The 25,785-nt window shown below is 51.4% G+C and carries 18 protein-coding genes; 11 read left to right on the plus strand and 7 right to left on the minus strand.

Features of this window, described 5'->3' with window-relative positions; all coding sequences use genetic code 11:
* Positions 1 to 128 precede the first annotated feature (128 nt).
* The 4 genes from AC5JLP_RS24920 to AC5JLP_RS24935 all read left to right on the plus strand — a co-directional run bounded on the left by AC5JLP_RS24920 (position 129) and on the right by AC5JLP_RS24935 (position 3,422).
* Positions 129 to 608, plus strand: a complete 480-nt coding sequence (locus tag AC5JLP_RS24920; protein WP_496070531.1) for a GNAT family N-acetyltransferase — start codon at positions 129 to 131, stop codon at positions 606 to 608.
* A 163-nt stretch (positions 609 to 771) separates the two neighbouring features.
* Complete coding sequence (locus AC5JLP_RS24925; RefSeq protein WP_496070532.1) at positions 772 to 1,128, plus strand: rhodanese-like domain-containing protein; 357 nt, start codon at positions 772 to 774, stop codon at positions 1,126 to 1,128.
* A gap of 304 nt (positions 1,129 to 1,432) precedes the next feature.
* A complete protein-coding gene (gene hrcA, locus AC5JLP_RS24930) occupies positions 1,433 to 2,545 on the plus strand; it encodes a heat-inducible transcriptional repressor HrcA (protein WP_496070533.1) in 1,113 nt (370 codons plus the stop codon).
* Between the two features lie 127 nt (positions 2,546 to 2,672).
* The gene (locus AC5JLP_RS24935) at positions 2,673 to 3,422 is read left to right on the plus strand and encodes a tetratricopeptide repeat protein (protein WP_496070534.1); all 750 of its coding nucleotides are present in this window, start codon (positions 2,673 to 2,675) and stop codon (positions 3,420 to 3,422) included.
* A 21-nt stretch (positions 3,423 to 3,443) separates the two neighbouring features.
* On the opposite strand, the gene AC5JLP_RS24940 is transcribed toward AC5JLP_RS24935, so the two are convergent.
* Positions 3,444 to 6,227 (minus strand): phospholipid carrier-dependent glycosyltransferase, encoded by a 2,784-nt coding sequence (locus AC5JLP_RS24940; protein ID WP_496070535.1) that lies wholly within the window; start codon positions 6,225 to 6,227, stop codon positions 3,444 to 3,446.
* Entirely contained in the window at positions 6,224 to 6,715 is a 492-nt protein-coding gene (locus tag AC5JLP_RS24945) for a GNAT family N-acetyltransferase (RefSeq protein ID WP_496070536.1), read from the minus strand. Before AC5JLP_RS24945 ends, AC5JLP_RS24940 begins: the two co-directional genes overlap by 4 nt.
* A gap of 296 nt (positions 6,716 to 7,011) precedes the next feature.
* Between AC5JLP_RS24945 and dprA the strand changes: the two genes are divergently transcribed.
* The 4 genes from dprA to glgA all read left to right on the plus strand — a co-directional run bounded on the left by dprA (position 7,012) and on the right by glgA (position 11,219).
* The gene (gene dprA / locus AC5JLP_RS24950; RefSeq protein WP_496070537.1) at positions 7,012 to 8,142 is read left to right on the plus strand and encodes a DNA-processing protein DprA; all 1,131 of its coding nucleotides are present in this window, start codon (positions 7,012 to 7,014) and stop codon (positions 8,140 to 8,142) included.
* Between the two features lie 329 nt (positions 8,143 to 8,471).
* The gene (locus tag AC5JLP_RS24955; protein WP_496070538.1) at positions 8,472 to 8,768 is read left to right on the plus strand and encodes a helix-turn-helix domain-containing protein; all 297 of its coding nucleotides are present in this window, start codon (positions 8,472 to 8,474) and stop codon (positions 8,766 to 8,768) included.
* A gap of 488 nt (positions 8,769 to 9,256) precedes the next feature.
* Complete coding sequence (locus AC5JLP_RS24960) at positions 9,257 to 9,466, plus strand: hypothetical protein (protein WP_496070539.1); 210 nt, start codon at positions 9,257 to 9,259, stop codon at positions 9,464 to 9,466.
* A gap of 277 nt (positions 9,467 to 9,743) precedes the next feature.
* Positions 9,744 to 11,219: a glycogen synthase GlgA gene (glgA, locus tag AC5JLP_RS24965; protein WP_496070540.1), complete on the plus strand. Its 1,476-nt coding sequence runs from the start codon at positions 9,744 to 9,746 to the stop codon at positions 11,217 to 11,219.
* A 30-nt stretch (positions 11,220 to 11,249) separates the two neighbouring features.
* Here glgA and AC5JLP_RS24970 read toward each other — a convergent pair whose 3' ends face one another.
* The 3 genes from AC5JLP_RS24970 to AC5JLP_RS24980 are packed head-to-tail and all read right to left on the minus strand — an operon-like array spanning position 11,250 to position 16,218.
* Entirely contained in the window at positions 11,250 to 12,392 is a 1,143-nt protein-coding gene (locus AC5JLP_RS24970) for a hybrid sensor histidine kinase/response regulator (protein WP_496070541.1), read from the minus strand.
* Between the two features lie 6 nt (positions 12,393 to 12,398).
* Positions 12,399 to 15,908 (minus strand): PAS domain S-box protein, encoded by a 3,510-nt coding sequence (locus AC5JLP_RS24975; protein WP_496070542.1) that lies wholly within the window; start codon positions 15,906 to 15,908, stop codon positions 12,399 to 12,401.
* Between the two features lie 16 nt (positions 15,909 to 15,924).
* Complete coding sequence (locus tag AC5JLP_RS24980; RefSeq protein WP_496070543.1) at positions 15,925 to 16,218, minus strand: hypothetical protein; 294 nt, start codon at positions 16,216 to 16,218, stop codon at positions 15,925 to 15,927.
* Positions 16,219 to 16,384: 166 nt separating this feature from the next.
* On the opposite strand from AC5JLP_RS24980, the gene AC5JLP_RS24985 reads away from it, so the two are divergent.
* On the plus strand, positions 16,385 to 18,418 hold the full coding sequence (locus AC5JLP_RS24985; protein WP_496070544.1) for a hypothetical protein: 2,034 nt from the start codon (positions 16,385 to 16,387) through the stop codon (positions 18,416 to 18,418).
* 63 nt (positions 18,419 to 18,481) lie between these two features.
* Positions 18,482 to 20,401 carry a DUF3685 domain-containing protein gene (locus AC5JLP_RS24990; RefSeq protein ID WP_496070545.1) on the plus strand — a complete coding sequence of 640 codons (1,920 nt, stop codon included), beginning with the start codon at positions 18,482 to 18,484 and terminating at the stop codon, positions 20,399 to 20,401.
* A 30-nt stretch (positions 20,402 to 20,431) separates the two neighbouring features.
* On the opposite strand, the gene AC5JLP_RS24995 is transcribed toward AC5JLP_RS24990, so the two are convergent.
* On the minus strand, positions 20,432 to 22,426 hold the full coding sequence (locus AC5JLP_RS24995; protein ID WP_496070546.1) for an N-acetylmuramoyl-L-alanine amidase family protein: 1,995 nt from the start codon (positions 22,424 to 22,426) through the stop codon (positions 20,432 to 20,434).
* A gap of 753 nt (positions 22,427 to 23,179) precedes the next feature.
* On the opposite strand from AC5JLP_RS24995, the gene AC5JLP_RS25000 reads away from it, so the two are divergent.
* Positions 23,180 to 23,674 carry a hypothetical protein gene (locus AC5JLP_RS25000; protein ID WP_496070547.1) on the plus strand — a complete coding sequence of 165 codons (495 nt, stop codon included), beginning with the start codon at positions 23,180 to 23,182 and terminating at the stop codon, positions 23,672 to 23,674.
* A gap of 129 nt (positions 23,675 to 23,803) precedes the next feature.
* Here AC5JLP_RS25000 and AC5JLP_RS25005 read toward each other — a convergent pair whose 3' ends face one another.
* Positions 23,804 to 25,774, minus strand: a complete 1,971-nt coding sequence (locus tag AC5JLP_RS25005; RefSeq protein ID WP_496070548.1) for a R3H domain-containing nucleic acid-binding protein — start codon at positions 25,772 to 25,774, stop codon at positions 23,804 to 23,806.
* Between the last annotated feature and the right edge of the window lie 11 nt (positions 25,775 to 25,785).

Raw genomic sequence — 25,785 nt, forward strand, 5'->3', positions numbered from 1 at the left:
ATGAGGCAATAGCTCGAAGATTATCTGTCAATTTTTAGGGTTGAGTTACCTTAAGGTTATCGATGAGGCAGAGAAGGTGAAGCTGATGCTAAGTTGAGTTCTGTGAAGTATTAGCGATATACAGACCAGTGATTGAGATTAGACCAATCCAGCAACATCAGATCGAACAAGCCAAGCAAATTGTTACGGCAGTTTCCCTAGAAATCTGGCAGGGTGTACTGACCAAAGAGGATGTGAGTCGCTATGATTCAATGTCCGATATCGAGAATGTGCGATCGCATTATTTCAACAACTGTGGTACGTTTTTGGTCCTGGTCGATGATAAACAAGTTGTGGGTACTGGGGCGATTCGGCGACTCGATGATGAAATCTGTGAACTCAAGCGAATGTGGTTTCTAAAAGAGTATCGAGGACAGGGATTTGGCTGGAAGATGGCTCAAATGCTCTTCGATTTTGCACGGCAGGCAGGATATCGGAAAGTCAGACTTGATTTGGCTAACGATGAGCGGCAACCACAAGCGCTCAAGCTCTATAGAAATCTTGGTTTTTACTCAATTGAACGGTATAACGATAGCGCGTGCACTGTGTTCATGGAAAAGGTTCTGTAACAGCAGAATCAGGAAGGGTAGCTAAGCAGCCTAACCGATTAGCAACCAGCCGTCAGCGGTCAGCCCTTCGCCCTTTGCCTTCTGTCTTCTGCCCTCTGCCTTTTGCTATACAATCAAAAGCAGCTCGCGTGCATCCTACTCTCCACCCCACTCCCCACTTCCAATGCCCGCCTCCTTTAGCCAACCCATTCCCCAAATTAGCGTTACAGAGTTAAAACAGCTTCTGGAGGCGGCCTCTGACGATGTGCAGTTTGTGGATGTCCGAGAAGCGAATGAGTTGGCGATCGCCAAGTTAGAAGGCTTTGAGCATTTGCCCTTAAGCGCCTTTGGTGAATGGTCGCAAACCATTCAAACGCGGCTTGATCCACAAAAGGAGACGATCGTGCTCTGTCATCACGGAGTCCGCTCAGCCCAGATGTGTCAGTGGTTACAGACTCAGGGGTTTGTGCACGTCAAAAACGTGGTCGGTGGAATTGATGCCTACGCCCACGTCGTAGATCGTTCAGTGCCACAGTATTGACGCGATCGTCACCTTTTTAATCGCCACCTTCTCACGAGAAGCAGGTCAGGCTTGCGGCGACCCTAGCAATAGAAGCTGTAGGGCTAGAAACGTTAGCTTCGTAAAGATTTAGTAGTTTCGTTGCGTCTGCTACGAGTCAGGCTGATACGTAAGGTGAAGATAAAGCATCCGCTATTGTAGGTGACAGCGCTTAAACTTTAATTAAGGCTCCTAATCTTTTAATCATCGCGGCTATTCTTTAGGGCTGGTGCATCAACGGTCAGTAGCAGCCATCCTTTTCACCCTTCATATCTGCGCATTTAGAATGTCCCAATCGGTCAATCTTACAAATCGCCAGCAGCAAGTTCTTTGGGCAACCATCCGCCATTACATCGCTACGGCTGAACCCGTTGGTTCGGAAGCACTGGTCAAAGATTACAACTTGAGCGTTAGTTCTGCGACGATACGCAATGCAATGGCAGCGCTAGAGAAGGGTGGTTTACTCTTCCAGCCGCACATATCAGCAGGGCGAGTGCCTTCCGACTCTGGCTACCGCACTTATGTTGATCAGTTGATTGTGCCGTCGAATGGCCTCACCCAACAAGTCGCACATTTGCTCAACGACCGCCTGAACTCAGAAGATTGGAGCTTTGAAGCTCTGCTACGAGGTGCGGCACAAATTCTGGCAACCGTTGGGGGGTATATCACGCTCATTACAACGCCTCAAACTCGCACCAGTCATCTACGTCATGTGCAGCTTGTGCCAGTCGATGCGCGCCGAGTGATGTTGATTTTTGTCACCGACTCCTACGAAACACAGTCTGCCCTGATTGAATTGCCACTCTTTACAGACGTTGAAGACCTCGATACTGATCTGCTAGAGCGAGAGCTTCAGATCTTGTCTAACTTCCTAAACAGCCAGTTACGCGGACGGGCGATCGCCGAACTGGCAACCCTCGACTGGAGCGAACTTGATCGCGAATTTGAACGCTATGCCGACCTCCTCAGAACCATCCTGGTGGAATTAACCCGGCGATCGCAGCCACCCGCCCCCACGCAGATTGTGATTAGCGGGCTAGCAGAAGTGCTCCGTCAACCAGAATTTTCAGAACTTCAGCAGGTGCAAACCATCATCCATCTTTTGGAAGAAGAGCAGCACCAACTCGTCCCCCTCATTTTTGAGCGATCGGATTTGCTTGAGCGATCGGATTTAGAACAACCCCGCAAGCGCGTGACGATTCGCATTGGGGCAGAAAACCCCTTAAAACCGATGCGAACCTGCACCCTCATTTCCTCAACCTATCACAAAGATTCTGTGCCAGTAGGGAGTGTAGGGGTATTAGGGCCGACGCGCATGGTGTACGAGAACGCGATCGCGCTGGTGGAAGCCGCTGCCGATTACCTCTCAGAGGCTTTAAGCACACAACCGTCATCCTAGTTTCTACACGCTTACCAGTAAGAGCTGCCTCCTTTGAGGGCACTATAGGTGTGCCGCGCTGCTGATGGTGCTAGCGATCGCGTGCAAACTCTCGTGGTGCAACACTGGCTGCAAGGAACTTCAGGACATGGTACAAACATTACTTTCATCGTTGGGCTTATGGGTGCTGCTTCCTAGCGCGTTTTGGATGCTCATGATTTTTGACTGCGTTCGCAACGAACCCGATCGACAAACCTGGATCTACATTCTGATCTTTCTAAACGTAGCGGGCGCGATCGTGTACTTCTTTGCCTGTTGGTTACCCCGCTCCAACGTAGCCGCACCCAGTTACTTCAAACGCTGGAGCCTACGCCAGCCCCTTTGGAACGCAGAAGCGGGTGTCCGAAACATTGGAAAAGCCCACCAATATGTCACGCTGGGTAATGTCTTGACCGAAATGGGCACGTTTGACAAAGCCGTCGTAGCCTACCAGCAGGCCCTGGAGAAAGAACCTGCCAACGTTCATGCTCTGTGGGGTGCAGCATTTATTGAGATGAGAAACAAGCAGTTTGCAGTGGCAAGAGAGCATCTACAAGCACTGTTAAAGCTCGATTCAGACTACAAATGTGGTGAAGCCTCACTTTTGTACGGCAAAGTACTGTTTGAGCTAGGAGACTGGGAGATCGCTCAATCACATCTCGAAAAAGATATCAAACACTGGAGCCATCCTGAATCATCGCTGTTGCTCGCCACGATTCAAAGCAAAGCAGGCAACACTCAAGACGCTCGCAACTGCCTGGAGACGATGCTCGCAAAGGTGAAAGCCTCACCGATTTACCACTACAGAAGACATCAACATGTGGTGAGAAAAGCAGAGAAAATGCTGAAAGCGTTGTAGGAGAAGCCAAGTGGCGTTTCGCTAGCTCGATTGCTTTTCTAAAGCTTCAAACCGCTGAAATTCTTGCCATGCCCTAACAAGATTAACTTGCATCAAAGCCGCTACTCCGCTTAATGCATGAAGTTCTGGCAGCTTTGGGTTTAATTTGAGCGCCGTGTTGAGCGCGGCCTGGGCCGCACCAGCCCGAAAATCGTATAGGTTGATAAAGGCTAAATAGCCGTAGGCATAAGGGTTTTGGGCATCAAGCTGCACAACCTGCTGAAGTGTGGCGATCGCATCACCCACTCGACGCTTGAGAACAGTTGATAGCGCCAGAGTATAGGCAAACTCACGATTTTTTGGCTCTTGCGTCAAGCGGTAGGTCATCGCCTGTCTTGCCTGCTCAGCATAATCTTGCGTCGGGTCGTATTGGTTGATCCGCCCAATCTGATCAAAGACGGGATCTAGTGCCTTGCCGCCTTTAGGCAGCGCTGTTGCAAGCGTTCGTAACTGCGTGACAAGATCCAGTTCGGGTGCAGGATTGGCGGCCGTGTTGGCAACAAGACGTAAGCTAATTGGGGGCGTGGCGATCGCCGCTGCTTGACCTGTTTGGCGATTGAGGTAGGTCGCTTCTAACGTATAGGTTCCAGGTGACACGGCTTGAGGCGGCAACATGGACAGACGCTCAACGACTTGAAACCGAGTAGCACTCCCCATCGGCAAAACCTTAGGATGCAGTAAGCCCATTCCAATGCCGTGATCATGCAACCAGCGTTCTGAAGTAGCGAGGTTTCCCTGTTTGTGCCACGTTAGGATGACCAGACCCGATCGCAACGCGTCCCAGTTGCCAGACCAGCGATATGTTACGGGAATGGGTTTTCCAGGCGGAGCACGATCGGGCACAATGACTTGATCGAGTGTGATGGGGGCAGGGGAAGCAGGGGAAGCAGAGGAAGCAGGGGAAGTTTTGAGTAGCGCGTTGCGCCGCTGAGTCTGAAAGACACGCTTCGCGAACGCTAGAGAGTTTTGAGTTTTGAGTTCTATGTGCTGTCTGCTATCTACACTCTGCTGACCGCTGACCGTTGACGGCTGACCGTTGACTTCTGACTTCCCCATTACAGGCATTACCTCTAAAAGCGGAATGGTGCGGCGAAAAAGTTTCAGCGTGCTGCGATCGGGCAGCGTCCAGGTTTTGTGCAGCGTGAAATCAGTTCCTTGCTCCACTGTTTTGACTAAAGCTGTCTGCGAATCCTGTTGACGAATAGCTCCTTGATCGTCTGTTTTCGTCAGGAACCAGGAGAGCGATCGCTGGTCTTGCTCGACCTGAGACTTGCGCGTGCCGACCTGCCGACCGTAGACCCGAAAATTTTGCAGATTGCCGTAGTAATTAATGTTGTGCTGGTTGATTTGCCCAGTCGATGGCAACACGCCAATGGTCGATCGCAGGTAAGGTTGCGCCTGTAGAACAGAGTCGATCACTTGAGTGTGGGGATAGGCGGCTCCTGTATACGCAAAGTGCTGAGCAAAAGAGGTTGGCTGGAGTGTACGGCCAAGCGGCAACACCACCAAATTGCTGCACATCAACACGATCGCCAACCCGGTCAAACCCCACTGCAAGAGTTGCCAGCGCTTGGGTAACAGCGTGATGCCATAGCCCAATAGCAGCGCCACAATCGGTAAGTAAGGCACCACATAGCGATCGTCCTTGTTGACATTCAACGATGATAAGAGATAACCACTAATGCAGTAGACAAAGAGCCAACCCACCGCTTCTTTTGATGCACCATATATCTGCTGACGATAGCGTTTCGTTTTCGGTGAAAAGTCCATTTCGCCAGCGCAATGGCTACTCACCCGCGATCGCCGCCAAAAGCACAAAAAGCCTACTAGCGGCATCAGCAACAACGGTAGCGATATCATGACTGGCAGCGCTTTTAAGTAGTACGTCCAGGCATCTAGCGAAAGGAGAGAGGGATCATGCTCTGCGATCGCAGAATCGATGGTCGCTCGCTTTGTCGCTGAGAGCATCAGCAGCCAGTTTGTACGATACCAGGGCACCCAGATCAGCATGGACAGGCACACGGCAAACACCAACTGCAACAGTCGCACCCAAGCGCGTTGCCAAAGCGTTTCAATGCCTACCCACACGAGCGGCACAAACAGAAATAAGAGTGCTGGCTGCTTTACCATCAGCGCCAGTCCTAAAGTGAGGCCGATCGCAACCACTAGCAGCCAATCTAGAAGGATAAAGGATGAATGAAGGCTAGAATTCGATCCGTTCTTTATCTTTAAGCCTTTATCCTCTATCCTTCTCCCTTTCTCCCTCCAAACCGTCAAACAGGCATAACAAAGCGTCACCAGGGCCGTCAGCGGAAAATCAAGCAAAAAATCTAATCGAACCCGATAGAGTCCCGGCATAAGCAAGCACAGTCCTACAGCCCAGAGCGCGGCTGGCACCGTTAAAAGACATACGCCAATGAGATACACCGAGCTGAGCAAAATGGCGCTAAACAGAAGATTGACCAGCGTACTTTGATCAACTCCAGCCCCAAAGAGACTTAGAAAAGGCGCTGTAGAAATATAGAAAAGCGGCGGAATTTTGGAAGACAACTGCCACAAATGAGTCCACCAGTCATTTGAGAACCACTGAGGCGTTTGGAGCGCTTGCCAGTAGTTCAGCGCCCCGGTCAGGTAATCTGCTTGATCCCAGTTGGGAATGCTGTGATCCAGGGCAAACCAGAGACGATCGCTGATCGCCCCCATCAACCACAACAATCCCAAAGCAGGCAAACCTCTCACCCACGGTCGTCGATTGCGTCCAATCACCGTCCAGTCTGGCTCATTAACAGCTTTTTCATCTTGACATGGGGAATCCCCGCTTCCACAAAAATCTCGCCTTCTGGCTCAAACCCTAGCCGTTGGTAAAAGTCTCGTACAGCTTCCTGAGCGTGGATTTGGACTTCTGCCACGTTTGCTTCTTGCAGAAAGGCGATCGCGGCTACCATCAGGCGTTTCCCAATGCCAGAGCCTCGCGCCGCTCTGATCACGGCAACTCGCTCCACCTTAGCTGTGAGGCTGTCAAGCCTGCGGATTCTCGTGGTACCGACAGGTTGCCCGTCTAAATAGGCCAGCAAGTGATCAGACGCTTCATCCTGACCATCAAACTCTAAATCGGCTGAGACTCCTTGCTCAAGTTGGAAAACAAGGTAGCGAATCTGCTGAATGGCTGAAAAATCGAGCGAAAAATTTGCAACTTTGATGACCAAATTGTCCATAATGACTGCTACCAGCGATCGCACCCACGATTTCATCATTGCCCACAAGCGTGGAGACAAATTGAGACGGTATGGCAGCGAGTATAGCGGATGGTCGCTAGCGTGTCTCTAGGGCGCGTCATCAATTAAGCTCAGAAAGCTTGAGGTATCGGCATCAGCGTGCCCGTCCTAACAAACACGACTAGGGGCTGGAATCCTTGCTGCAAGCCCTGTGTATGAGTCATTGATGGCAACCCTTAGCTCAACGCTCTAATCAACCATTTTGGGGGGGCTAGCTATAGCGGGCGATCGCACCCTGGTCTAGTGAAGAACGACCTTTACATGAGGACAACGCTTTGGCTGAAGAACGTGCATTTTGGCTTGCCTGGTCACAGATTAATGGCGTTGGCCCAATTCTGCTAAGGCGGTTACAGAAGCACTTTGGTTCTTTAATGACCGCCTGGGAAGCCAGTGCTTCAGTGCTGGTAGAAGTGGAAGGCGTGGGCGCTCAAACTGCCGACGCGATCGTGGTAGAGCGCAAAGCCCACAACCCTACTGTCTTACTAGAACAGCATGAACGCGAGAATGCTCATTTTTGGACACCTGCTGATGCTGACTATCCCCGTCTTCTGCTAGAAACACCTGATCCACCACCGCTACTGTACTATCGCGGTACGGTGGATGCGCTCGAAAACCAGGGCACTACGCCAATAGTGGCGATCGTCGGCACCCGTGACCCCTCTGACTACGGCAGACGGTGGACTCGTCGCCTCACAACCACACTGGCACAAGGCGGTTTTACCGTTGTTTCTGGTCTAGCAGAAGGCATTGATACAGAAGTCCATCGAAGCTGCCTGAGCGTTCGAGGCCGGACATTAGCTGTGTTGGGTACTGGGGTGGATGTGGTATATCCCTGGTCAAACCGACAACTACAGCAGCAAGTCGTCGAACAGGGGCTGTTGCTGAGTGAATACCCTGCGGGCACCCAGCCCGATCGCACCCATTTCCCGCGTCGTAACCGCATCATTGCAGGCTTGAGTCGCGCCACGATCGTCATGGAAGCCCCACTGCGATCGGGTGGTCTGATCACAGCCCATTTGGCAAATGAGTACGGGCGCGATGTATACATTCTGCCTGGTAGTTTAGATAATCCCAAAGCGCTTGGTTGTCTGCATTTGCTTAACAAAGGGGCGCAGGTCATTCTCAGCGAGGCGCATCTGCTCGAAATGTTAGGTAGCCTGCCCCAACTGGCACCACCCACTCCTGCTCACCAAACCCAGATCCCCCTCAACCTGGAGCCTGCCTTGGATAAAGTGCTGCAAATTCTCACCCAGTTCTCTCAAGCAAACGGTGCAGAATCCCTGCCGTTTGACTTCATCGTTCAGCAATCTCAACTTCAGGCTGGTAGCGTTTCCAGTGCGCTCTTGCAACTTGAACTCATGGGCCTGGTTTCTCAGCAACCTGGAATGCGCTACCAGCGGCAATAGTCTTAACGGTCATGCATGCAACCGATTACTTATAGGATTATTTGTTCTAGGAACGAGTCCATTTAGCAACGGGCTTGGCAACAAATGATACCGATTTAAAGAATGACGGCTACAGATCAATCGGTGGGTAGGGGCAAGGCATTGCCTTGCCCCTAGAGGATGTGTCGCATTTTCAATTCAAATTGGTATGAAGCGGATCAGTGGTTTGCTAGCCGCGAAAACTCATTTGTGACCTACGGCTCCTATCTGCTGCCAGATGGCATGAAATAGCCCTAATTATTTATGTTAGTTACACTCACCAAAAGATTGATAATCGGCACAATTGACCTATGCAAAATACGACCAAGAGCACTGGAAAGGCAACTCGTGGTTCAGAAAATAATTCGTACATTGAACTGCTGAATGGCTTTCCTTCTCGACCCGTCAAATCAGAAGCAGACTTTTTTGCGACTCAGAAAGTTATTGACTCGCTGATCGATCGCGGTGAATTAACGTCTGACGAAGAAGACTATCTCGATGTTTTAGGTACTTTAGTTTACGAATACGAAGAGAAGCATGTTCACATCCCTGACCTGCATGGTGTGGATCTGCTCAAAGCATTATTAGCTGAATCTGATTTACGCTAAAAAGATTTGGTGCCAATCTTCAAAACAGAGTCGATCGTATCAGAAGTGTTAAACGGTCAACGCAAGCTGACGGCAAATCACATCGAAAAGCTTGCTGCGTTCTTCCGTCTTTCTCCGGCTGCATTCTTTCAAGCAAAGCATCGATAAAGAGCAAGGAGAATTTTGGGGGATTGCGGGCTTCTGCTGTCGATCAGTGATGAAAAGCTGCACCTTGCACCCCGAACCCGAACCCCATGCCTGCTGATTCTTACAGAAACGAATTTTGACCAGGAACCATTCCCGTCGATCGCGGTCGATTAACCTGTGGATACTGCTGCACGTAACTTGTTCGACTGAATGCTACCTGACTAAAAATTGTTTGTCTGAAAATCGCATCACTACACCTTAATCCGATCGCAGCAGTTCTAGATCTACAGTTGTCCTGTTGAACCCTACGGCTAAAGTAAGGCCCATTTCAAACCACAATCAGGGTTTCAACGGTTTTGACTATGAATACAAAAGCCACCGCATTGATACATTCCCCTGCGATCGCCGCAATCACCGTCGAAATTCCTCCCGCTCCAGCACCACAGTGGAATCCATTTGATCCAGCATGGATCAAAGTTTGGCAGGAAGTTGGCCCTATTGGCTACTTGGCGCTGCTGTGTGTGTTTATTTGGCTCCTAACTCGTTTTGTCGAAACGGTGAAGGGCAAGTAATGCAATCTTTGACAGCGCATCGGTCAGCCATTCTTACTTGGCTGACCGTTTTTGTGAGAGGAGTATGAGAAATAAGGGATAAAGAGTCAGAGGAGGAGCGGGATGGTTACGATCGTCTACTTTCTAACCTACAGCAGAGATAATTGGAACGATTTTGCTACCATCTGGAGAGTATCTGGGCAGGTGTTTATCCTTCTCCGTTACGTTGCGTCTTGACCAGAAATTTTATACGTTTGTGAACGTAACGCTCTAAATTCCCCCTCTGCGAGGAGTAAGCATGTATATCGTACAGATTGCCTCTGAATGTGCCCCAGTGATTAAAGCTGGAGGGCTGGGGGATGTGGTTTATGGACTCAGCCGCGAGTTAGAAATGCGGGGACATACGGTCGAGCTGATTCTGCCAATGTATGACTGCATGCGCTATGACCACATTTGGGGCTTGCATGTTGCGTATCAAGATCTTTTTGTGCCCTGGTACGGAGGTGTCATTCACTGCTCTGTCTATTGTGGATGGGTGTTTGGACGGTTGTGTTTCTTCATTCAACCGCACTCACAGGACAAGTTTTTTAACCAGGGGCGCTACTACGGCTGTGTGGATGACAACATTCGCTTTGCCTTCTTTAGCAAAGCGGCGTTAGAGTTTTTACTGCGGAGCAACAAGCGTCCAGATATCATTCATTGTCACGACTGGCAAACGGGCTTGGTGCCCGTCATGCTGTTTGAGATTTACCAGTATCAGGGGATGGAGCATCAGCGCGTTTGCTACACCATCCACAACTTCAAGCATCAAGGCATGGGTGGCAGCGATGTGCTGTGGGCAACTGGGCTGAATCGAGAAGAGTATTATTTCCATTACGATCGCCTGCGCGATAACTTTAACCCCTTCGCGCTCAACTTTATGAAGGGTGGCATTGTTTACTCCAACTACGTCACCACGGTGTCGCCGCACCACGCCTGGGAAGCCCGCTGTGCCGACATTGGCTATGGCCTGGGGCACACGTTGCACTTGTATCAAGACAAATTCACGGGCGTACTAAACGGCATTGATTATGACGTGTGGAATCCAGAGAGCGATCGCTACGTTCCCCACAGCTACACCAGAGACGCTCTGGCAGGCAAAGCGAAAAACAAGCAGGCATTGCGTGAACGATTGCTGCTGCGTGAGATCGATCGGCCACTAATTTGTTTTATTGGTCGTTTGGATGACCAAAAAGGTGTACATCTAGTGCATCACGCGATCTATCACACGATGCAGCGGAGCGCTCAATTTGTGCTGCTAGGGTCTGCAACCGAAGCCGGGATTAACGATCACTTCTGGCACGAAAAGCGCTTTTTGAACGATAACCCCGATATTCATCTAGAACTAGGTTTCAACGAAGAGCTTTCTCACTTGATCTATGCAGGCGCAGACGCGATCGTGGTACCCAGCAACTATGAGCCATGCGGCTTGACTCAGATGATTGGTCTGCGCTACGGCACCGTGCCGATCGTGCGGGGTGTAGGCGGGTTGGTGAATACGGTCTTCGATCGTGACTACGATGAAAAGCACCTGCCCGAAGAGCGCAATGGCTACGTCTTCTATGACACCGATTACTCAGCATTAGAATCTGCAATGGATCGAGCACTCGATTTGTGGTACGACAACCCAGCCGAGTTTCGTCAACTGCAACGTCAGGGCATGCAGTACGATCACTCTTGGAATTATCCAGGCAAAGATTATCTGGAGATCTACGAGCGTATTCGGCATCGTTAGTACGGCTTTTGGCAGTTAACCCCTGTCGATTCATGCTGACGGCAAGCAATCTTCATTCTGGGTTATAGGAATGGTGACGGTAAAGGTAGTTCCAACACCAAGAATGCTCTGCACGTCAATGGTGCCACCGTGCAGATCCACACATTGCTTGACGATCGCCAACCCCAACCCTGTACCGGGAATGGCCTTAGCGTTGCTGGCGCGATGAAAGCGTTCAAACAGGTGAGGAAGGTCGCGTTCAGGAATGCCGATACCGCAGTCTTGTACCTGAAAGATGGCCGCATCCAGAGTATGGTGTACCCGGAACTGCACTTTGCCGCCATGCGGAGAATATTTAATTGCGTTTGAAAGTAGGTTTGTCAAAATATGGTGCAACAAGTTTTCGTCGAGGTCAATGAGGCTGTTGCGCTCGTCGGGTTCCTTGGTGTGGGTCAGCACGATCGTAGTTTGGGGAGTGTTTTTTAGGTCGTGATCAAGCTGAAACTCTGCGATAAGCTGATGGCAAAAGGCAACTAAATCGATCGGGCTAGGTTCGCATTGCAGCTTACCCGCTTCTGCGGTTGCTGTGGTTAGCACTTCCTGGAGTAAGTGCTTGATACGATCGGCGGCCAGTCTGGCTCGCTGCAAGAGAGACTGCGCTTTGGCGAACGTAAGTTGACTGTGGTGGCGCTGAAGCAAATCAAGGGACAGCAGAATCGCGCTGAGTGGGTTGCGAAACTCATGGGACACGATCGCAATAAAGTCAGATTTCAGCTTGTTCAGTTCTTTTTCTTTGGCGAGTGCGGCTTGCGTGACCAATTCTGCCTGGTAGCGATTGAGTGCAACTTCAATAGCTGTCATGAGGTCATGCTTTTCAAACGGTTTGACGATATAGCCATAAGGATACACGGCCTTGACCTGCTGCATGGTGGCGGCATCAGCATGAGCCGTCAGGAACACGATCGGCACTTCATGGTGCTGGCGAATTAGTGCCGCCGTTTCAATGCCGTTTTGGTCGCCGCGAAGACGAATATCCATCAACGCCAAATCGGGGTGCCAACGCTCGACGGCTTCTAGCGCTAACGTGGCACAGTCAGCGATCGCCACAACGGTATACCCAAGCTGCGTTAACTGCCGCTGAATATCCAGCGCGATGACCGGCTCATCTTCCACCACGAGAATCTTAGCGCTCATCGTTACCTAGATTGGGTAAGGGAATGAAAGCTCAAAACGAGTACCGTGACTGCAACACAGGTCGATTGTGCCTCGTAATTGATGTACAAACGCATGGACAAGCTGAAGGCCCAGTGAGCCTAGATCAGACGTGTGATTGAGGGAAGCCATAGACGCAAGAAACCCAACACCATTATCCGCAACTACTAACAAGCACTGACCATCAGCAGGCACCGAAAAGGAGATGTGAATTTCACCTGTGCGATCGCACGGAAACGCGTACTTCAGCGCATTTGTAACTAATTCATTGATGACCAAGCCACAGGGAATTGCAGCGTTAATCGGAAGTTCAAGCTGAGTCAGCTCAAGCGACAGACGAATTTTATCTGGGTCGATACTATAAGAATGGATCAGATCCGTCACTAAATGGTGCACGTAGTCAGAAAAGTTAACCGTCTCCAAGCCTTCTGATTGGTAAAGCCGCTCGTGTACCAGTACCATCGCTTTGATGCGACGCTGGCTATCTTGCAGGGGTGCCAGCACCTTAGGGTCCTGAATGGCATCCAGTTGCAGATTGAGCAAGCTGGAAACCATTTGCAAGTTGTTTTTAACGCGGTGGTGAACTTCTTTGAGGAGGACTTCTTTTTCCGTAAGCGACGCCCTTAATTGGGCTTCGGCTTGCTTGCGTCTGGTAATATTCCGCACGAAGCTACAGTGATACTCTTTGCCATTCAGTTCGACGTAGTTGGCGGTTACTTCAACAGGGAAGAAGGTGCCGTCCTGAGCCTGTACGCGTGCCTCAAACGTGAGTGAACCTTGAGCTTTAATCATTTGCCAATGATCAAACCAGGCTTCGTATGGAAGATCTGGATTCAAGTCGCAAACGTTCTTTCTTAAAATAGCGTCGCGCGGGTAGCCCAGATCACGACAAGCGGCATCGTTAACGTAGTAGATCGAGCCATTAGACTTAACCCACCAGATCGGATCAACCGCTCGATCGATGGAGAATTGAGTGAGCCTCAGAGCCTGATCTGTTTTTCTGCGCAGAGTAATATCTTCATACGCGCCTAAAACGCCAACGACAGACTCACTCTTATCGCATAGTGGCACTTTGCTTGTTTTGATCCAGCGATGTTCTCCTCCTGCCCTCAATAAAACGACTTCTTTGTCGAGCGTCGGTTGCTTTGATGTAAGCACCTGCAAGTCTTCTACCTGGCAGCGTTCTGCATAAACAGCCCAGGGTAAATCAAAGTCAGTTTTACCAAGAATGTCTTGAGGGGACGCTAAGCCTGCATCGATCGCAAATGGACGGTTGCAACCGAGATAGCGCAGGTTTTTGTCTTTCCAAAAAATGCGATTGGGAACGCTATCAATGACCAGTTGCAGGAATTGTTGATTGTCACGCAAGGTTTCTTCAGCGCGTTTGCGATCGGTAATGTCCTCTAGCATGCCCATGCTGTAAGCACGACCATCCGGATCGCGGATGAGGGCAACGGTCAGGTTTGTCCAAATCCACTCCCCAGTTTTCTTGACAAAGCGTTTCTCCATTTGAAAGCGGGAGATTTTACCCTCTAGCAACTGCTGAATGAGGGTTACGTTTTTGTCTGCATCCTTTGGGTGAGCCATGTCAACGTGGGTCATTGTCTCTAAATCGGCTTTGCTGTAGCCGAGTAGCTCGTGATGCGCCCGGTTGACTTTAGCAATCTGATAGGTGTGGGTGTCTGAGAGGCTAATGGCGATCGGCGCGTAGTCAAAGATAATGCGAAACCGTTCCTCGCTCTTACGCAAAGCCGTTTCGGTCTGTTGGTGAGCTGCGATCGCGGTCTGAAGCTGTTGATTCACCTGCTCAATTTGTGCTGTCCGCCGTTGCACCCTCTGCTCTAGCTCCTGGTTCAACTGCTGTAGTGCCAGTTCTGATTGCTTATAAGCGGTGATATCCCTCAACACGCCAAGCATTCGTACAGGTGCACCCAACTCATTGAAATAGGTTTTACCCTGGCTAGCAACCCACTGCTGTGTATCGTCTGACCACAGCACTCGAAATTCAACGTTATAATCCGCACCTTTGAGCGCGCACGCTAATGCCTCCTGTACATACGCTCGATCATCTGGATAAACCCCTTCCATAAAGGCTTCGTAAGCATAGCTCTGCACACCGGATGGGAGGTTAAAGCCAGGATTAAGATACCCTCCTGAGTAGATCGCCTCATTTGTGGCGGGATTCCAATCCCAGGTAATCATCCGAGCCGCTTCCAGCGCTAATTTGAGTCTGGTTTCACTTTCGCGCAGTGCCGCTTCTGCCTGCTTGCGATCGTCGAGTGCGGCTTGTCGATCGCTAATATCCTGCACCTGATACACCACGTAACGCGCTGGCCGTTGTCCATCGCGCACAATAGAAATACTGACTAAACCCCAGACAACGTGCCCCTGTTTGTGAAAGTAGCGGCGTTCTGTATGATAGGCCGAAAGTTCTCCTGCCAGGAGTTTTTTGAGAGGCTCCACTCCGCTCGCAAAATCGTCAGGGTGAACAAGTTGCTGACAGGTCTTGGCTGCAAGTTCGAGTTGGGTGTAGCCCAACATCTGACTATAAGCAGCGTTTACCTGCAACACTGAGCCATCAGAAGTCGCAACGACCATGCCAACAGCAGTAGCATTAAACACACTACGGAACCATTGCTCGCTTTCACGCAGTGCTGTTTCGGTTTCTTGGTGCTCCAGTTCAGCTTTTTTACGCTGATTAATATTTTGAGCATAGACTGCCAACGCAGAGCCCACGGGGTAGGCACGCACTTCAAACCATGTATTGAAGGGCGCATAGAATGCTTCAAAAGCCGTGATGCTGCTTGCTTTAACCGCCCAAGGGTATTTGTGAACGCTTGGGTCAGAGGCTTCAGGGAAACAGGTAAAAATATGCTTACCCAGCAATTCCGTTTGCGATCGTTGTAAAAGCTGCTCTGTCTGGCAATTGAGGTACGTGAAGCACCAGTTTTGATCCAAAACATAGAAAACATCAGGAATGCTTTCTAAAAGCGGTATTGCCCATGTGTTAGTCTCGCCAAGCGCGACTGTGGGGGCAGCGGCTTCTTTTTCTCTCCTGTCTGCTTCTGCCTCTAGCGCTTGTCTCTGCGGTGTGACATCCCGCAGCACCAGCATCACGCCGTCTGGGGTGCGATCGTGCTCACAGTGAGGCAACGGCGTTACGGTCAGGGCAAGCCTTAAAGTGCGATCGTGTTGCTCACACGCATATTCTCCCGCTTGTGGCTGCTGTGTGACCAATGCTAACTGCACCGGATGCAACGATCGCGGCAGCACGTCTCCATCCACCGTCAGGGGGAGCACTGCTGGTAGTGGCTGAGTCGTTAACGCCCTCACGGTTTGGTTTGTCAACCGTTCAAAGGCGGCATTACACCATTGGATGCACCCCCGGTCATTTGTCCACGCGATCGCCTCAGCCACAGCGTCAAGCGCCAATGACATGCGGTTGACGATCGCTTGCAGTTGGCTACTAGAGACTGGCAAAGCAGCAGGATTATCCATATCGCGTCACTTGGTGCTATTTGAGAAAGGAAAAAGCAAGGGGAATTGGGAGTCGGCGGAGCGGGGTGTTAGGTGCTGGGATGGGCAGAAGCGAAACGCAAGGCTGGCTTCTGCCTACTGGCTTCTGACCATTGGCTTCTGACTCCTCACCCCAGCGCCGAAAGCGATTGAGTCGCTTCAATTGTGGCAAATTTGCACTAGATTTTTGCCTGATCGCTGCAAAACAGGTCGTAGCTAATACAATATCGGCACAGCGCGATCGAGCCAAAATGGCTTGCAGTTCCGCTGTATTGGCGTTGGTAACGGGCAAGTGATATAGATTGCTGGTGCAGACTTTACGATCGAGTGTGTTTAAACATGAATGCCTTTACGATCGTGTCAGTCGTACTAGTTGAGGTCAACTCTGTAGGATGACGTTGGTTCTAGCAGGGGTGCTGAGCTAACCGCTAGAGGTTTAGAGTGCGGAAGCGGGTGTTATGGCAGGAAAATCAGTCAATCGATCGCGGGTGCAAGCCTTTAAGTTTCGCTTTCAGCGAACAGGCAGAGCCGCTTATGTGGCAGAGAAGCAGATTGCCGATGGGCCTGCTTCAACTATTGCCGTTCAGTCTGTGCCCACAGCCAGCAGCAGTGGGAAGGATCGCGATCAAACCCAGAGCAAGCAATCCCAAGGGGCGCGATCGCTGCACCGTAGACACTTAACAGCTCAGGTAACGCAAGGACTCAAGTTTTTGGCCGCGCCGCTGGTTTGGTTTTGCCTTCTGGCTTTTTGTGGCGGAACGGGTGTTGCCGCGTTTCTCTGGCTGACAACGCTGCCGCCCGTTGCTAACTGCCAAAAGCTACAACCTACGGCTGCCGATACCGATCAGCTTTACTGTGCAGAGCAAGCTGCTCGATCGGGCAAGGTAGAGACGCAATTGGCTGGGCTAAAGCTGGTCAAAAATTGGTCGGCTGATCATCCTCTCCACATTCGAGCCACTCGTGCCGTCAAAGAGTGGTCTAAAACGCTCCTGACGATTGCACGGACGAAAGCAGATCAGGGCGATGTGGCGGGTGCGATCGCGCTGGCAAAGAAGATTCCTGCCAACAGTCCCATTCATGCCGATGTGCAAACCGCGCTGCTAGATTGGCAGCAAAGGCAAAATCGTGGGCAGGCAATCGAAACGGCTATGCAAACCGCGCTAAAACAGCAAGACTGGCAGACAGCGGCGGTAAAGCTGCAAGCACTGGCAAGTCTGGATGACAAGTACGCGCAGCAAAATCTTACCCGTCTGCGGCAGCAGTTAGCGACGGAACGGATCGCCTTTCAACAATTGCAGCAAGCCCGTCAGGTTGCAGAGCAGAACCCTGAGAATGTAATTGTGATTGGACAAGCGATTGCTCAGGCAGAACGAGTAGATACCAGCAGCTATGCGCATAGCCAAGCCCAGAGCGACATCCAAGCCTGGGGACAATGGCTGCTCAATCGGCTGACCGAGCAACTAGGGCAGGCCGATATGGCTGGTGCGATCGCCACAGCTCAACGGTTGCCACTGAGTCTGCCACTACCGCCTGTTGCCCGTGATTTAGTCTGGCTGAGTCGCGCCCAACCCTTAGCAAACACGCCGTTTCTGACTAACTCCCCTTATGAGCAAAGTAGGCAGCTTTGGGTAGCACTGGCACAAGTGCAGCAGATCCCGGCAGACAGTCCCCTATATCCCCAAGCAAAACGCCTCTTGCCTCGCCTAGAGCAGCAGTCGCAGGATGTCCTTCAAATCCAGATGGCAAACTCAGTCGCCAACCTGAAGCAGATTTCCACGCTACAAGCCGCGATCGCCCTGATGCAGACCATCACGCCCGATCGTCCGCAGCGCCTCTATGCCCAAACATTGATTGCCCAATGGCGAAAAGAAATACAGCAGCTTGGAGATCGTCCTTATCTCACGCAAGCACAGCAGCTAGCCACAACGGGCACCCTTCCCAAACTGAAGGCCGCGATCGCACAGGCACAGCAGATTGCTCCCAAGCGTGCACTCCGGCTAGAAGCTCAAACCGCGATCGCCAAATGGACGCGTCAAATTCAAACCATTGAAGATCAGCCACTATTAAACCAGGCAAAAGCCCTTGCCAAACAGAAAAAGCTGCAAGAGGCCATTCAAACCGCAACTAAGATCCGTGCCGATCGCGCGCTATACAAGGACGCTCAGGCCGCGATCGGGACGTGGCAAGCCGAGATTCAGTCTGCCGAAGACCAGTCAATTCTAGCTGAAGCGAGAGCCTTAGCCGATCGCGGTCGCCTGACCAGTGCCATTGGTCTTGCCGATAGAATTGGTTACGGACGAGCCTTATATGGGGATGCTCAAGCCGCGATCGCACGGTGGTTAGCTCAACGCGACGCCATCCAGCGTGCCCGTCGCCCCTCCCGTCGCTACGAATCACCGTCTACGCCAGAACCCTATCGTCCTAGCCCTGGAATGCCATACGAACCGCCCGTCAGCGCACCAGACATTCCACCAGAACTGCCGCCACCGTAGGGGAAGGGGGAAGGGTTTGGTTCATTCGTCTGCTCTAGGCATCTGGGTCAATCGGAGGATTGCATGAGCCATTCACGTATCAAGCGTCAGCAAAATCAAGTCCTCAATCTGATGGTAATTGAGGATGACCCGGTGTTTCGTCTGGGTCTGCTGGCGTGTTTAGAGCCGTTTGACGACTTGCAGGTCGTTCTGGAGGCAGATTCTACTGTGAGGGCGCTACAACACCTGCGAGAATGGACTGCTGCCACTACGGTGAAGACTGGAGAGACGATCGCGGATCAAACAGCGAGTGGGCTATCAGCGCGATCGCTGGCATTAATTATTCTCAATCTGGATCTGGGTCAGACAACCTCTAGTCATGGGGCGGGATTAAGGCTCTGCAGGCAGCTTAGAACCCGTTATCCTCAATATCCTCTACTGCTCATAGGCTCGACGCTAGAGTTAACCCGTCTAGCGACTGCGTTTCAGGCTGGAGCAGGCGGCTACTGCTTGAAAGGAACAGGCGTAACAGAGCTAGTGGCAGCCATCCGGCAGGTTGCTGCGGGTCAGCCCTACTGGACAGAAGGCATTCAGGCGATCGCGACGAATCATGCTGACGCTCAGTTTGACGAGCAAAGGCAACTAGCACGTCGATCGACTACTCACACGTCAATTTCCCACAGGCCATCCACTCGCTCTTGGCTGGCCCAGCGGCGGCAGAATCTACGGGTATCGGGCGTGCGACAAATCGAGCGAGCGATCGCGGAACTGAACACTCAACTGCAAACCGACCGACCCCTTCTCGACCAATGGCTGTTAGCTGGGCAACGTCGTGAACTTCGCACCGCTCGCTGGCTGGTCAATCGGCTACTCACAAACACAGATGAGCCTGTGCAACCGTTACAGGAACGATTGCCCGATGCAGGACGTGCGCTAGACTCCGATCGTCTTTCTCAACCTAACCCCAAACGCATTGCGGAGCAGCCCTTCAAGGAGACTCCAATCACGTTAACATCGACAAGCACCAGCAGCCTCCAATCGCCGCAGGCAGCACTTTTTCAGGCAACGTTGACCAAACTACATGGGAACCTGGAAAATCGCACCGAGACGGCACTAGAAATCGACATTCTCAAAGAGACCAAAAAGCGAGAGCTGCTCACTACCGTGTTGCAAAAACTACAAGCAATTCTGGATGATTTGCGCCTGTCGCGCCTACCTCTGCAGCAGGTTGCATCGAAGCGGTCAGTAATTTTGCAAGATTTATGGCAGATAACCATAACGGATTTCTTTGGCAAATACTACACCTTACAAACCGAAACACAGCCGATCGAGGTCGTGAATATTTTGCTGCAAGATGGAGACATTGTGCAGGCAGAAATGCTCGATCGCATCCCCTTCCTTTCCGAATTTTTGTCGCATTTGCTGTTTCAAATCCCGCTAACGATCGACGGCATCGATTATGCGGCTGGCACAGTAGAAGCCACGCTGCGCATGGAATTAGTGCTACAGCATGTGACCATTCAGGTCGCCAATGCAGTCATGCAACCGTTGATCAATCGCTTTGGCGACGTGGTTGCCATTAAACAGATGTTTTACGATCAGCGGTTGCTTTCCAGCCGGGAGATTGAGCGCTTTCGCAATGATTTGTCCTGGAAATATCGCACCGATCGCATCTTTGCAGAACCCACCGCCATTTTTGAAAGCCAGTATCAATTACTCACCTTAACGGGAAACGGTATTAGCAAAACCACCATTTATGCTCCCCGCAATGATGAGCTAGCTAAACTCTCTGGTCTTCCCTTTCTCGTCACCTTAGTCCTCGAAACACGGGACGCGATCGCGCCTCGCATACGGGCAGCCGTTTCGTTTTTGGGTCGTGGCGTGGTCTACGTTCTCACAGAGGTCGTTGGTCGCGGCATTGGCTTAATCGGTCGCGGCGTCGTGAAAGGAATCGGCAATGCCTTGCAAGATACAAAACCAAAGCAAAGCGAACGCTGGCGTTAAAGAGAGTAAGGGGAGAAAGGAGAGGGGTGATTATGGAACACTCTTCTGTAGCCATGCGGTGATGCCATCCGCGATCGCGGTTGCCAGCCGTTGTTGCTCTTTGGGATTGGTAATCCACTCAAACTCGTCAGGATTGATCATAAAGCCGAGTTCTAGCAGCACAGATGGAGTGGTTGTGGGACGAGTTAGTGCCAAATTATCCCAAAACACGCCGTAGGACGATCGCTTTAGCGTTTTGGTCAGGTAATTGTGCAGAAACAGCGCCAGGCTATGTGCCTGCGTGTTATACCAGAAGGCCGCAACGCCTTTTGTTTTGGTGGCATCCCCATCATCCGGTAGCGCGTTGTAATGCAAGCTCAGCGCAAGGGTTGGCTGTACCTTCTCAATCATGGCGACGCGGTCTTGCAAAGGCACATCGGCATCGGTTTCACGGGTAAGGAACACTGTTGCACCTCGCTGCTGGAGCCGATCGCGCACCAGCTTTGCCATCAACAGCGCCACAGACTTTTCAGGATAGCCAGTCGGCCCCCTAGAACCAAGATCTTCAGCCCCTCCATGTCCAGGATCGAGGAGGATCTTGATACCGGATAAGGGTGTTGGGTTTTGAGTTTTGAGTTTTGAATTTTGAGTTTTGAGTAGCACTTGCTCCGACAAGCTAGAGAGTTTTGAGTTTTGAGTGTCCAATGCCGGGTTGACGGTAGTCAGCGCTTGCCTGGTTGTTAATGCCATCTCACCTTCTGCCCTCTGCCTTCTGTCTTCTGCCTTCTCTCTTTTGCCTTTTGCCTTTTGCCTTCTCCCCTCTCCCTTCTCCCCTCTCACCCCCGGCGGATGCTTCAATGACAGCACCAGCGTCGTCCCTTCATACCGCAGCTTATAACCCCACTGCTGATTCGACTTCAAGTTAAAGGTGTACTGGATCTGCCCTGGCGCGATCTGCTGCCAGTCCAAACGCTCAATCAGCGGATCGTCGTCTAGCCGAATGATATCAGTTTGTGCCGTGGTGTTATGGAGGGTGAGCGTGAAAGTGCGATCGCCCTGCTGAATGCTCACAGGCACAGGCACTTGCAGCGGAAACACTACCTCGGTCCAGTCACTAACTTGACGTGCTTTGATGCTACGAATCAGCGATGTTGGCGGTGCCCCTGTGGGCAGAATTTGCACCTCACTGCGCTTGAGCCACGCACCATAGTCTAACCGCACCCACTCTCCTTCGTAGCCATTCACCAGGGCCTGCGTCCCTTTCGGCAACGGGGTTAAGCGCGAATAGTCTGTACCAGGGCCTGTGCGAGCCGTACCAGACTCGACCGTGACGACAGCCGTTTCTAACCGAGTGGGTGACAGGACTTTGATGCTGCCAAACCCAGCTTGCTTGATGGTTTGACCATCCTGGGTTAGTTGAAACTCCGGTTTGCCCAAATCGCCGAGCAAAACGGTGCGTGCACAGCCTTCAAAGCGTCCAGATCCAGTCGCAACGGGTTGGTTCTGCTGGGTCAGCACAGCAGCGTTTACAGGCAGTTCGATCGGCTGTGGGCGGAGTACAAGGGGAATGATTTGATCCGCAAGCTTCACCGAAACCGGTGCTTTAGGGGACGCGATCGCCGCAAAACAAAGCAGTTCATTCGGCAAACGAGCAATGTCAACCGATGGGCTGAGCGAATCTTTGCCAAATGCCAAACCTGTTGGTGGTTCAGAGATTGCGGCTAAGCGTGTCACAGTTAACGTGACAGCTTGCTTGCCGTAGCGCAAGTCAAACCGATTGGCCCCGACCTGCAATGGAAAACTGGGCGCAAAATGTCCAGCCGTGTTCCGCACGATCGCCTGACCATTCACCAGAACGGTGCCTCCAGGTGGTGCAGTGCCAATCAGAAAGATGCGATCGGCAACCGTCTGATGATTGGGAGGTGGGTAGGAAACATAAAGCGGTTGAGCCGCATAAACGGGTGCTGTAGCGATGACACAGGCAACCGTGCCGTAGAAGGGAAGTAGAGAGTACGGAGTGGAAAGTAGGGAAAAAAGTCGTTTCATTAACTGCGTTAGAACGGCGTAGCCAGTCTGAAGAAAAGTGGCCCTCTGCAATGTTAATGGAAGGCGTTGCGATCGCACTGTAAGGATTCACAACAGCAAAGCATCCATTGCCATCGTTTGATCTACCAGCATCGGTAAACAGGGTCACGACTGATACTGTACCAGCGCTTTTTGCAGTCTTTCTCAAGATTACAATTCATATCTACGTTGGTTACTGGCAACCGTCTGCGATCGACTTAGCTGAAGCCTGATAATGCTTCAAGCTTAGATGATGTATCTTCATCTCTTCTTCAAATAAGTATCGTAAAGCAACAAGATTACTTCAAGGATTCCTCACTTTTCCCATATCGTCACCCTTCGAGAATGCCATAGAATAAAACTATATAAATGGGGTTCACTTTACCCCTGAAACGTCACTGGATGAAACCGTTTGCTGAGGCGTGTTGTGTTAAAAGCGGCAGGCTTCTTTGCGACTCGGATTGCGTCTGAGCATCTATCATTGGTTCCAGCATACATACTCACCACACGGTATAGCGACAGTCATTTTGATTAGGACGAGGGATAAGGCTCCAATCGGGTACGATGCCGCTAATGTCCTTTCAAGCCTAGTCATTTAAGCGATCGGTCAGCAGCTATATTTCACGTCGTGGCACAGGTTTGAATAAGAGAAAAGTCAATGATGGTAATGCCTACGTTCCCTTGTGATAATGCCTTTGGCAGGGCTAATGCTAGTGCTTTCAGGGTTTCGCCAATATGAGAGATGAAACCCTAGATCGACAGCAAGATCTCATTGAGTATGCAAATGTCCGCGATATTTTGACACAGTTAAACAGTGGACAACTTTTAGTGGTCAATAGCCGCAGACGTAATGGCTTGATCATCTACAAGCGGTTTCACGCTGAGTTCGCTGGCCCTGGTGCAGCTGTAGGCAGTTTCTTCGATGTGGATTGTCAGCGGGCTGTCCCCGTAGGAGATTTGTCGCTTGTGCATCCCGAAAACCAGGAAGAGCGCCAGAAAGCATACCTGATCCGACGGCAGTGGATTAGATTAACCCAGCAGTTGACGGACAACCCTGTGCCATTGCAGCGAGCGCAGATGATTTTGAACCAATTTGAGAACTATTTCGGTGCCGAAATAGTAGCCCAACTGCCGGATGAAGCCTTTGCGCTTTTGGTTGGTGTATTGCCTCAAACGATTAGAATGATGCGACGTAATCCTGACAATCTTGAGTTGAGAGTCAAGCTATAAGGTAAATCAAGGCACTGGATCCGACCAAGCGTTGAACGCCTGTTGCACAATGAATGCTGTATTGATAGCTTCCCCTCCTGCTCTACAAGGCTCAAATTAGCGAATGTAAGCTTTCAAACCTGATCACCCTCACGCTGGGTATATGCGCAAGCGCCGATTCGGTTCATCCCCAAAGCTACGCGACTTGAGATGGTAGTGCTCCACCAGTTCATGCTGCATTTTACGCACGATCGGAGAGCGCGGCAGCAATTCAACAGGCTGTCCTTTAGGAATTACAATTTGCTCAACCGCAAGTCTGGCTTCTTCAAGGGCCTCGATTTCATCATCACTACCACTACTCGAAAACAAGCTGAGGTCAGCAATCTCTGGCGTACCAGTATCATCCATGTCTAACATGCGTCGCAAGCCATGCGCGATTTGGGGAATCGTACTGGCTTTAATGGTGTGGATCGGTACCTGACGGGCTTTGGCAATATGGCGCAACTTAGAATGATTTTTGACGTGCGATCGCAATGCTAGAACTGCATCGGCATGGTCAATATCCTTCGTCAAGATGACGGGAAGGCTGAGCGTCCGAATGACCTGATCTAACTGATGACGGCTGACCGCATAGGGGTAGACATGAAGCATATCTTCACCGTTGGGACCAACACGCTGCTCAACACCACTAAAGGCCGCATCGGGGTCGCCCTCCAACACATCGTGTAAGAAAGCGGCATCCCCACCGTCAAAGCGGGCTTGCAAGGATGCATCCAGCATTTGCTCAAACTGCTGTTCATCCGGTGAGAGGTCGGATGGGCTGAGGGGGGACAGCGGACGCATCTGCCCAGACGATCGCCAACCGCGACTTTGTACTCCGCCTAGCCGTCCAGAACTCACCAGGCTAGAGCGATCGCTAAAATCACCTTGACCACTTAAAGGGTTCAACGTGCCGCGTGCTGGCGTTAAGCCACCCCGTCGTCGCTGACCTACTTGAGCATCCGGTTCTGCACTCGATAACTCGTGGGTAATCACCACTTTGCCTGTTTCGCTGAGCGCGCGCACTTGAGGATTTGGTTGGCGACCCCGCAACAAACTATCCACCGTTTCAGCTACATGCTCGTGAATCACCCAACGCTGGCGTTCTAGCATTTCTACTGCAATATCAAACGTGGGTGGGGCCTTGCGCTCCAAAACGCTTTTTTGACTACCGCGTCGGCGAGCTTCATCATCCCCTAATGTGACCGACTGAATGCCGCCAATGAGGTCAGACAAGGTGGGGTTCTTAATCAAGTTCTCCAGACGATTGCCGTGGGCCGTGCCGACCAGTTGCACACCCCGTTCGGCAATGGTGCGGGCTGCAAGAGCTTCTAGCTCCGTCCCAATTTCGTCAATCACAATCACTTCCGGCATGTGGTTTTCCACAGCCTCAATCATGACCTGGTGCTGAAGTTCGGGACGGGCGACCTGCATGCGACGGGCACGCCCGATCGCCGGATGAGGCACATCACCATCCCCAGCAATCTCATTCGATGTGTCGATAATGACCACGCGCTTTTCTAGCTCATCGGCCAGCACGCGGGCAATTTCTCGGAGTGCAGTCGTTTTACCCACGCCAGGGCGACCCAGCATCAGAATCGATCGTCCGCTTTCCACCAAATCACGAATCATGCCGATCGTGCCAAAGATGGCTCGACCAACACGGCAGGTCAGCCCGATCACATCTCCACGGCGATTACGAATAGCGCTAATGCGATGCAGCGTCCGTTCAATGCCTGCTCGGTTATCACCCCCAAAATCACCAACTTTGCTAATGCACTCATCGAGATCGGCTTGCGACACCAGATCTTCAGACAAGTATTCTGCCTGACCAGGAAACCGTGCTTCAGGGCGGCGACCAATGTCTAACACCACTTCAACCAACATATCCTTGTGGGGATGCTGTTCAAGCCGCTGCCGAATCGCATCAGGCAGAATTTCTAGCAGTTTCGTCAAATCGTCTGTAATTTGCATGCCTACAGGGTGAGAGTTCGCAGCGGTAGCGCTCAAATCGTGGCGAGATTCCAATGCAAGCGAAGGCTGCTCCAAAGCGGAGGCAGTTTGCTGGTCGGAAGGATTCATACCGTTAGGGT

This window comes from Stenomitos rutilans (genome assembly GCF_059505485.1).

What these genes read in the sequence shown, in the direction of transcription:
- AC5JLP_RS25005 (WP_496070548.1), bottom strand. Translation starts at nt 25,774, where the DNA reads ATGAATCCTTCCGACCAGCAAACTGCCTCCGCTTTGGAGCAGCCTTCG.
- AC5JLP_RS24975 (WP_496070542.1), bottom strand. Translation starts at nt 15,908, where the DNA reads ATGGATAATCCTGCTGCTTTGCCAGTCTCTAGTAGCCAACTGCAAGCG.
- hrcA (WP_496070533.1), top strand. Translation starts at nt 1,433, where the DNA reads ATGTCCCAATCGGTCAATCTTACAAATCGCCAGCAGCAAGTTCTTTGG.
- AC5JLP_RS24945 (WP_496070536.1), bottom strand. Translation starts at nt 6,715, where the DNA reads ATGATGAAATCGTGGGTGCGATCGCTGGTAGCAGTCATTATGGACAAT.
- AC5JLP_RS24935 (WP_496070534.1), top strand. Translation starts at nt 2,673, where the DNA reads ATGGTACAAACATTACTTTCATCGTTGGGCTTATGGGTGCTGCTTCCT.
- AC5JLP_RS24995 (WP_496070546.1), bottom strand. Translation starts at nt 22,426, where the DNA reads ATGAAACGACTTTTTTCCCTACTTTCCACTCCGTACTCTCTACTTCCC.
- glgA (WP_496070540.1), top strand. Translation starts at nt 9,744, where the DNA reads ATGTATATCGTACAGATTGCCTCTGAATGTGCCCCAGTGATTAAAGCT.
- AC5JLP_RS24960 (WP_496070539.1), top strand. Translation starts at nt 9,257, where the DNA reads ATGAATACAAAAGCCACCGCATTGATACATTCCCCTGCGATCGCCGCA.
- AC5JLP_RS24985 (WP_496070544.1), top strand. Translation starts at nt 16,385, where the DNA reads ATGGCAGGAAAATCAGTCAATCGATCGCGGGTGCAAGCCTTTAAGTTT.
- AC5JLP_RS24970 (WP_496070541.1), bottom strand. Translation starts at nt 12,392, where the DNA reads ATGAGCGCTAAGATTCTCGTGGTGGAAGATGAGCCGGTCATCGCGCTG.
- AC5JLP_RS24955 (WP_496070538.1), top strand. Translation starts at nt 8,472, where the DNA reads ATGCAAAATACGACCAAGAGCACTGGAAAGGCAACTCGTGGTTCAGAA.
- AC5JLP_RS24925 (WP_496070532.1), top strand. Translation starts at nt 772, where the DNA reads ATGCCCGCCTCCTTTAGCCAACCCATTCCCCAAATTAGCGTTACAGAG.
- AC5JLP_RS25000 (WP_496070547.1), top strand. Translation starts at nt 23,180, where the DNA reads ATGAGAGATGAAACCCTAGATCGACAGCAAGATCTCATTGAGTATGCA.
- AC5JLP_RS24990 (WP_496070545.1), top strand. Translation starts at nt 18,482, where the DNA reads ATGAGCCATTCACGTATCAAGCGTCAGCAAAATCAAGTCCTCAATCTG.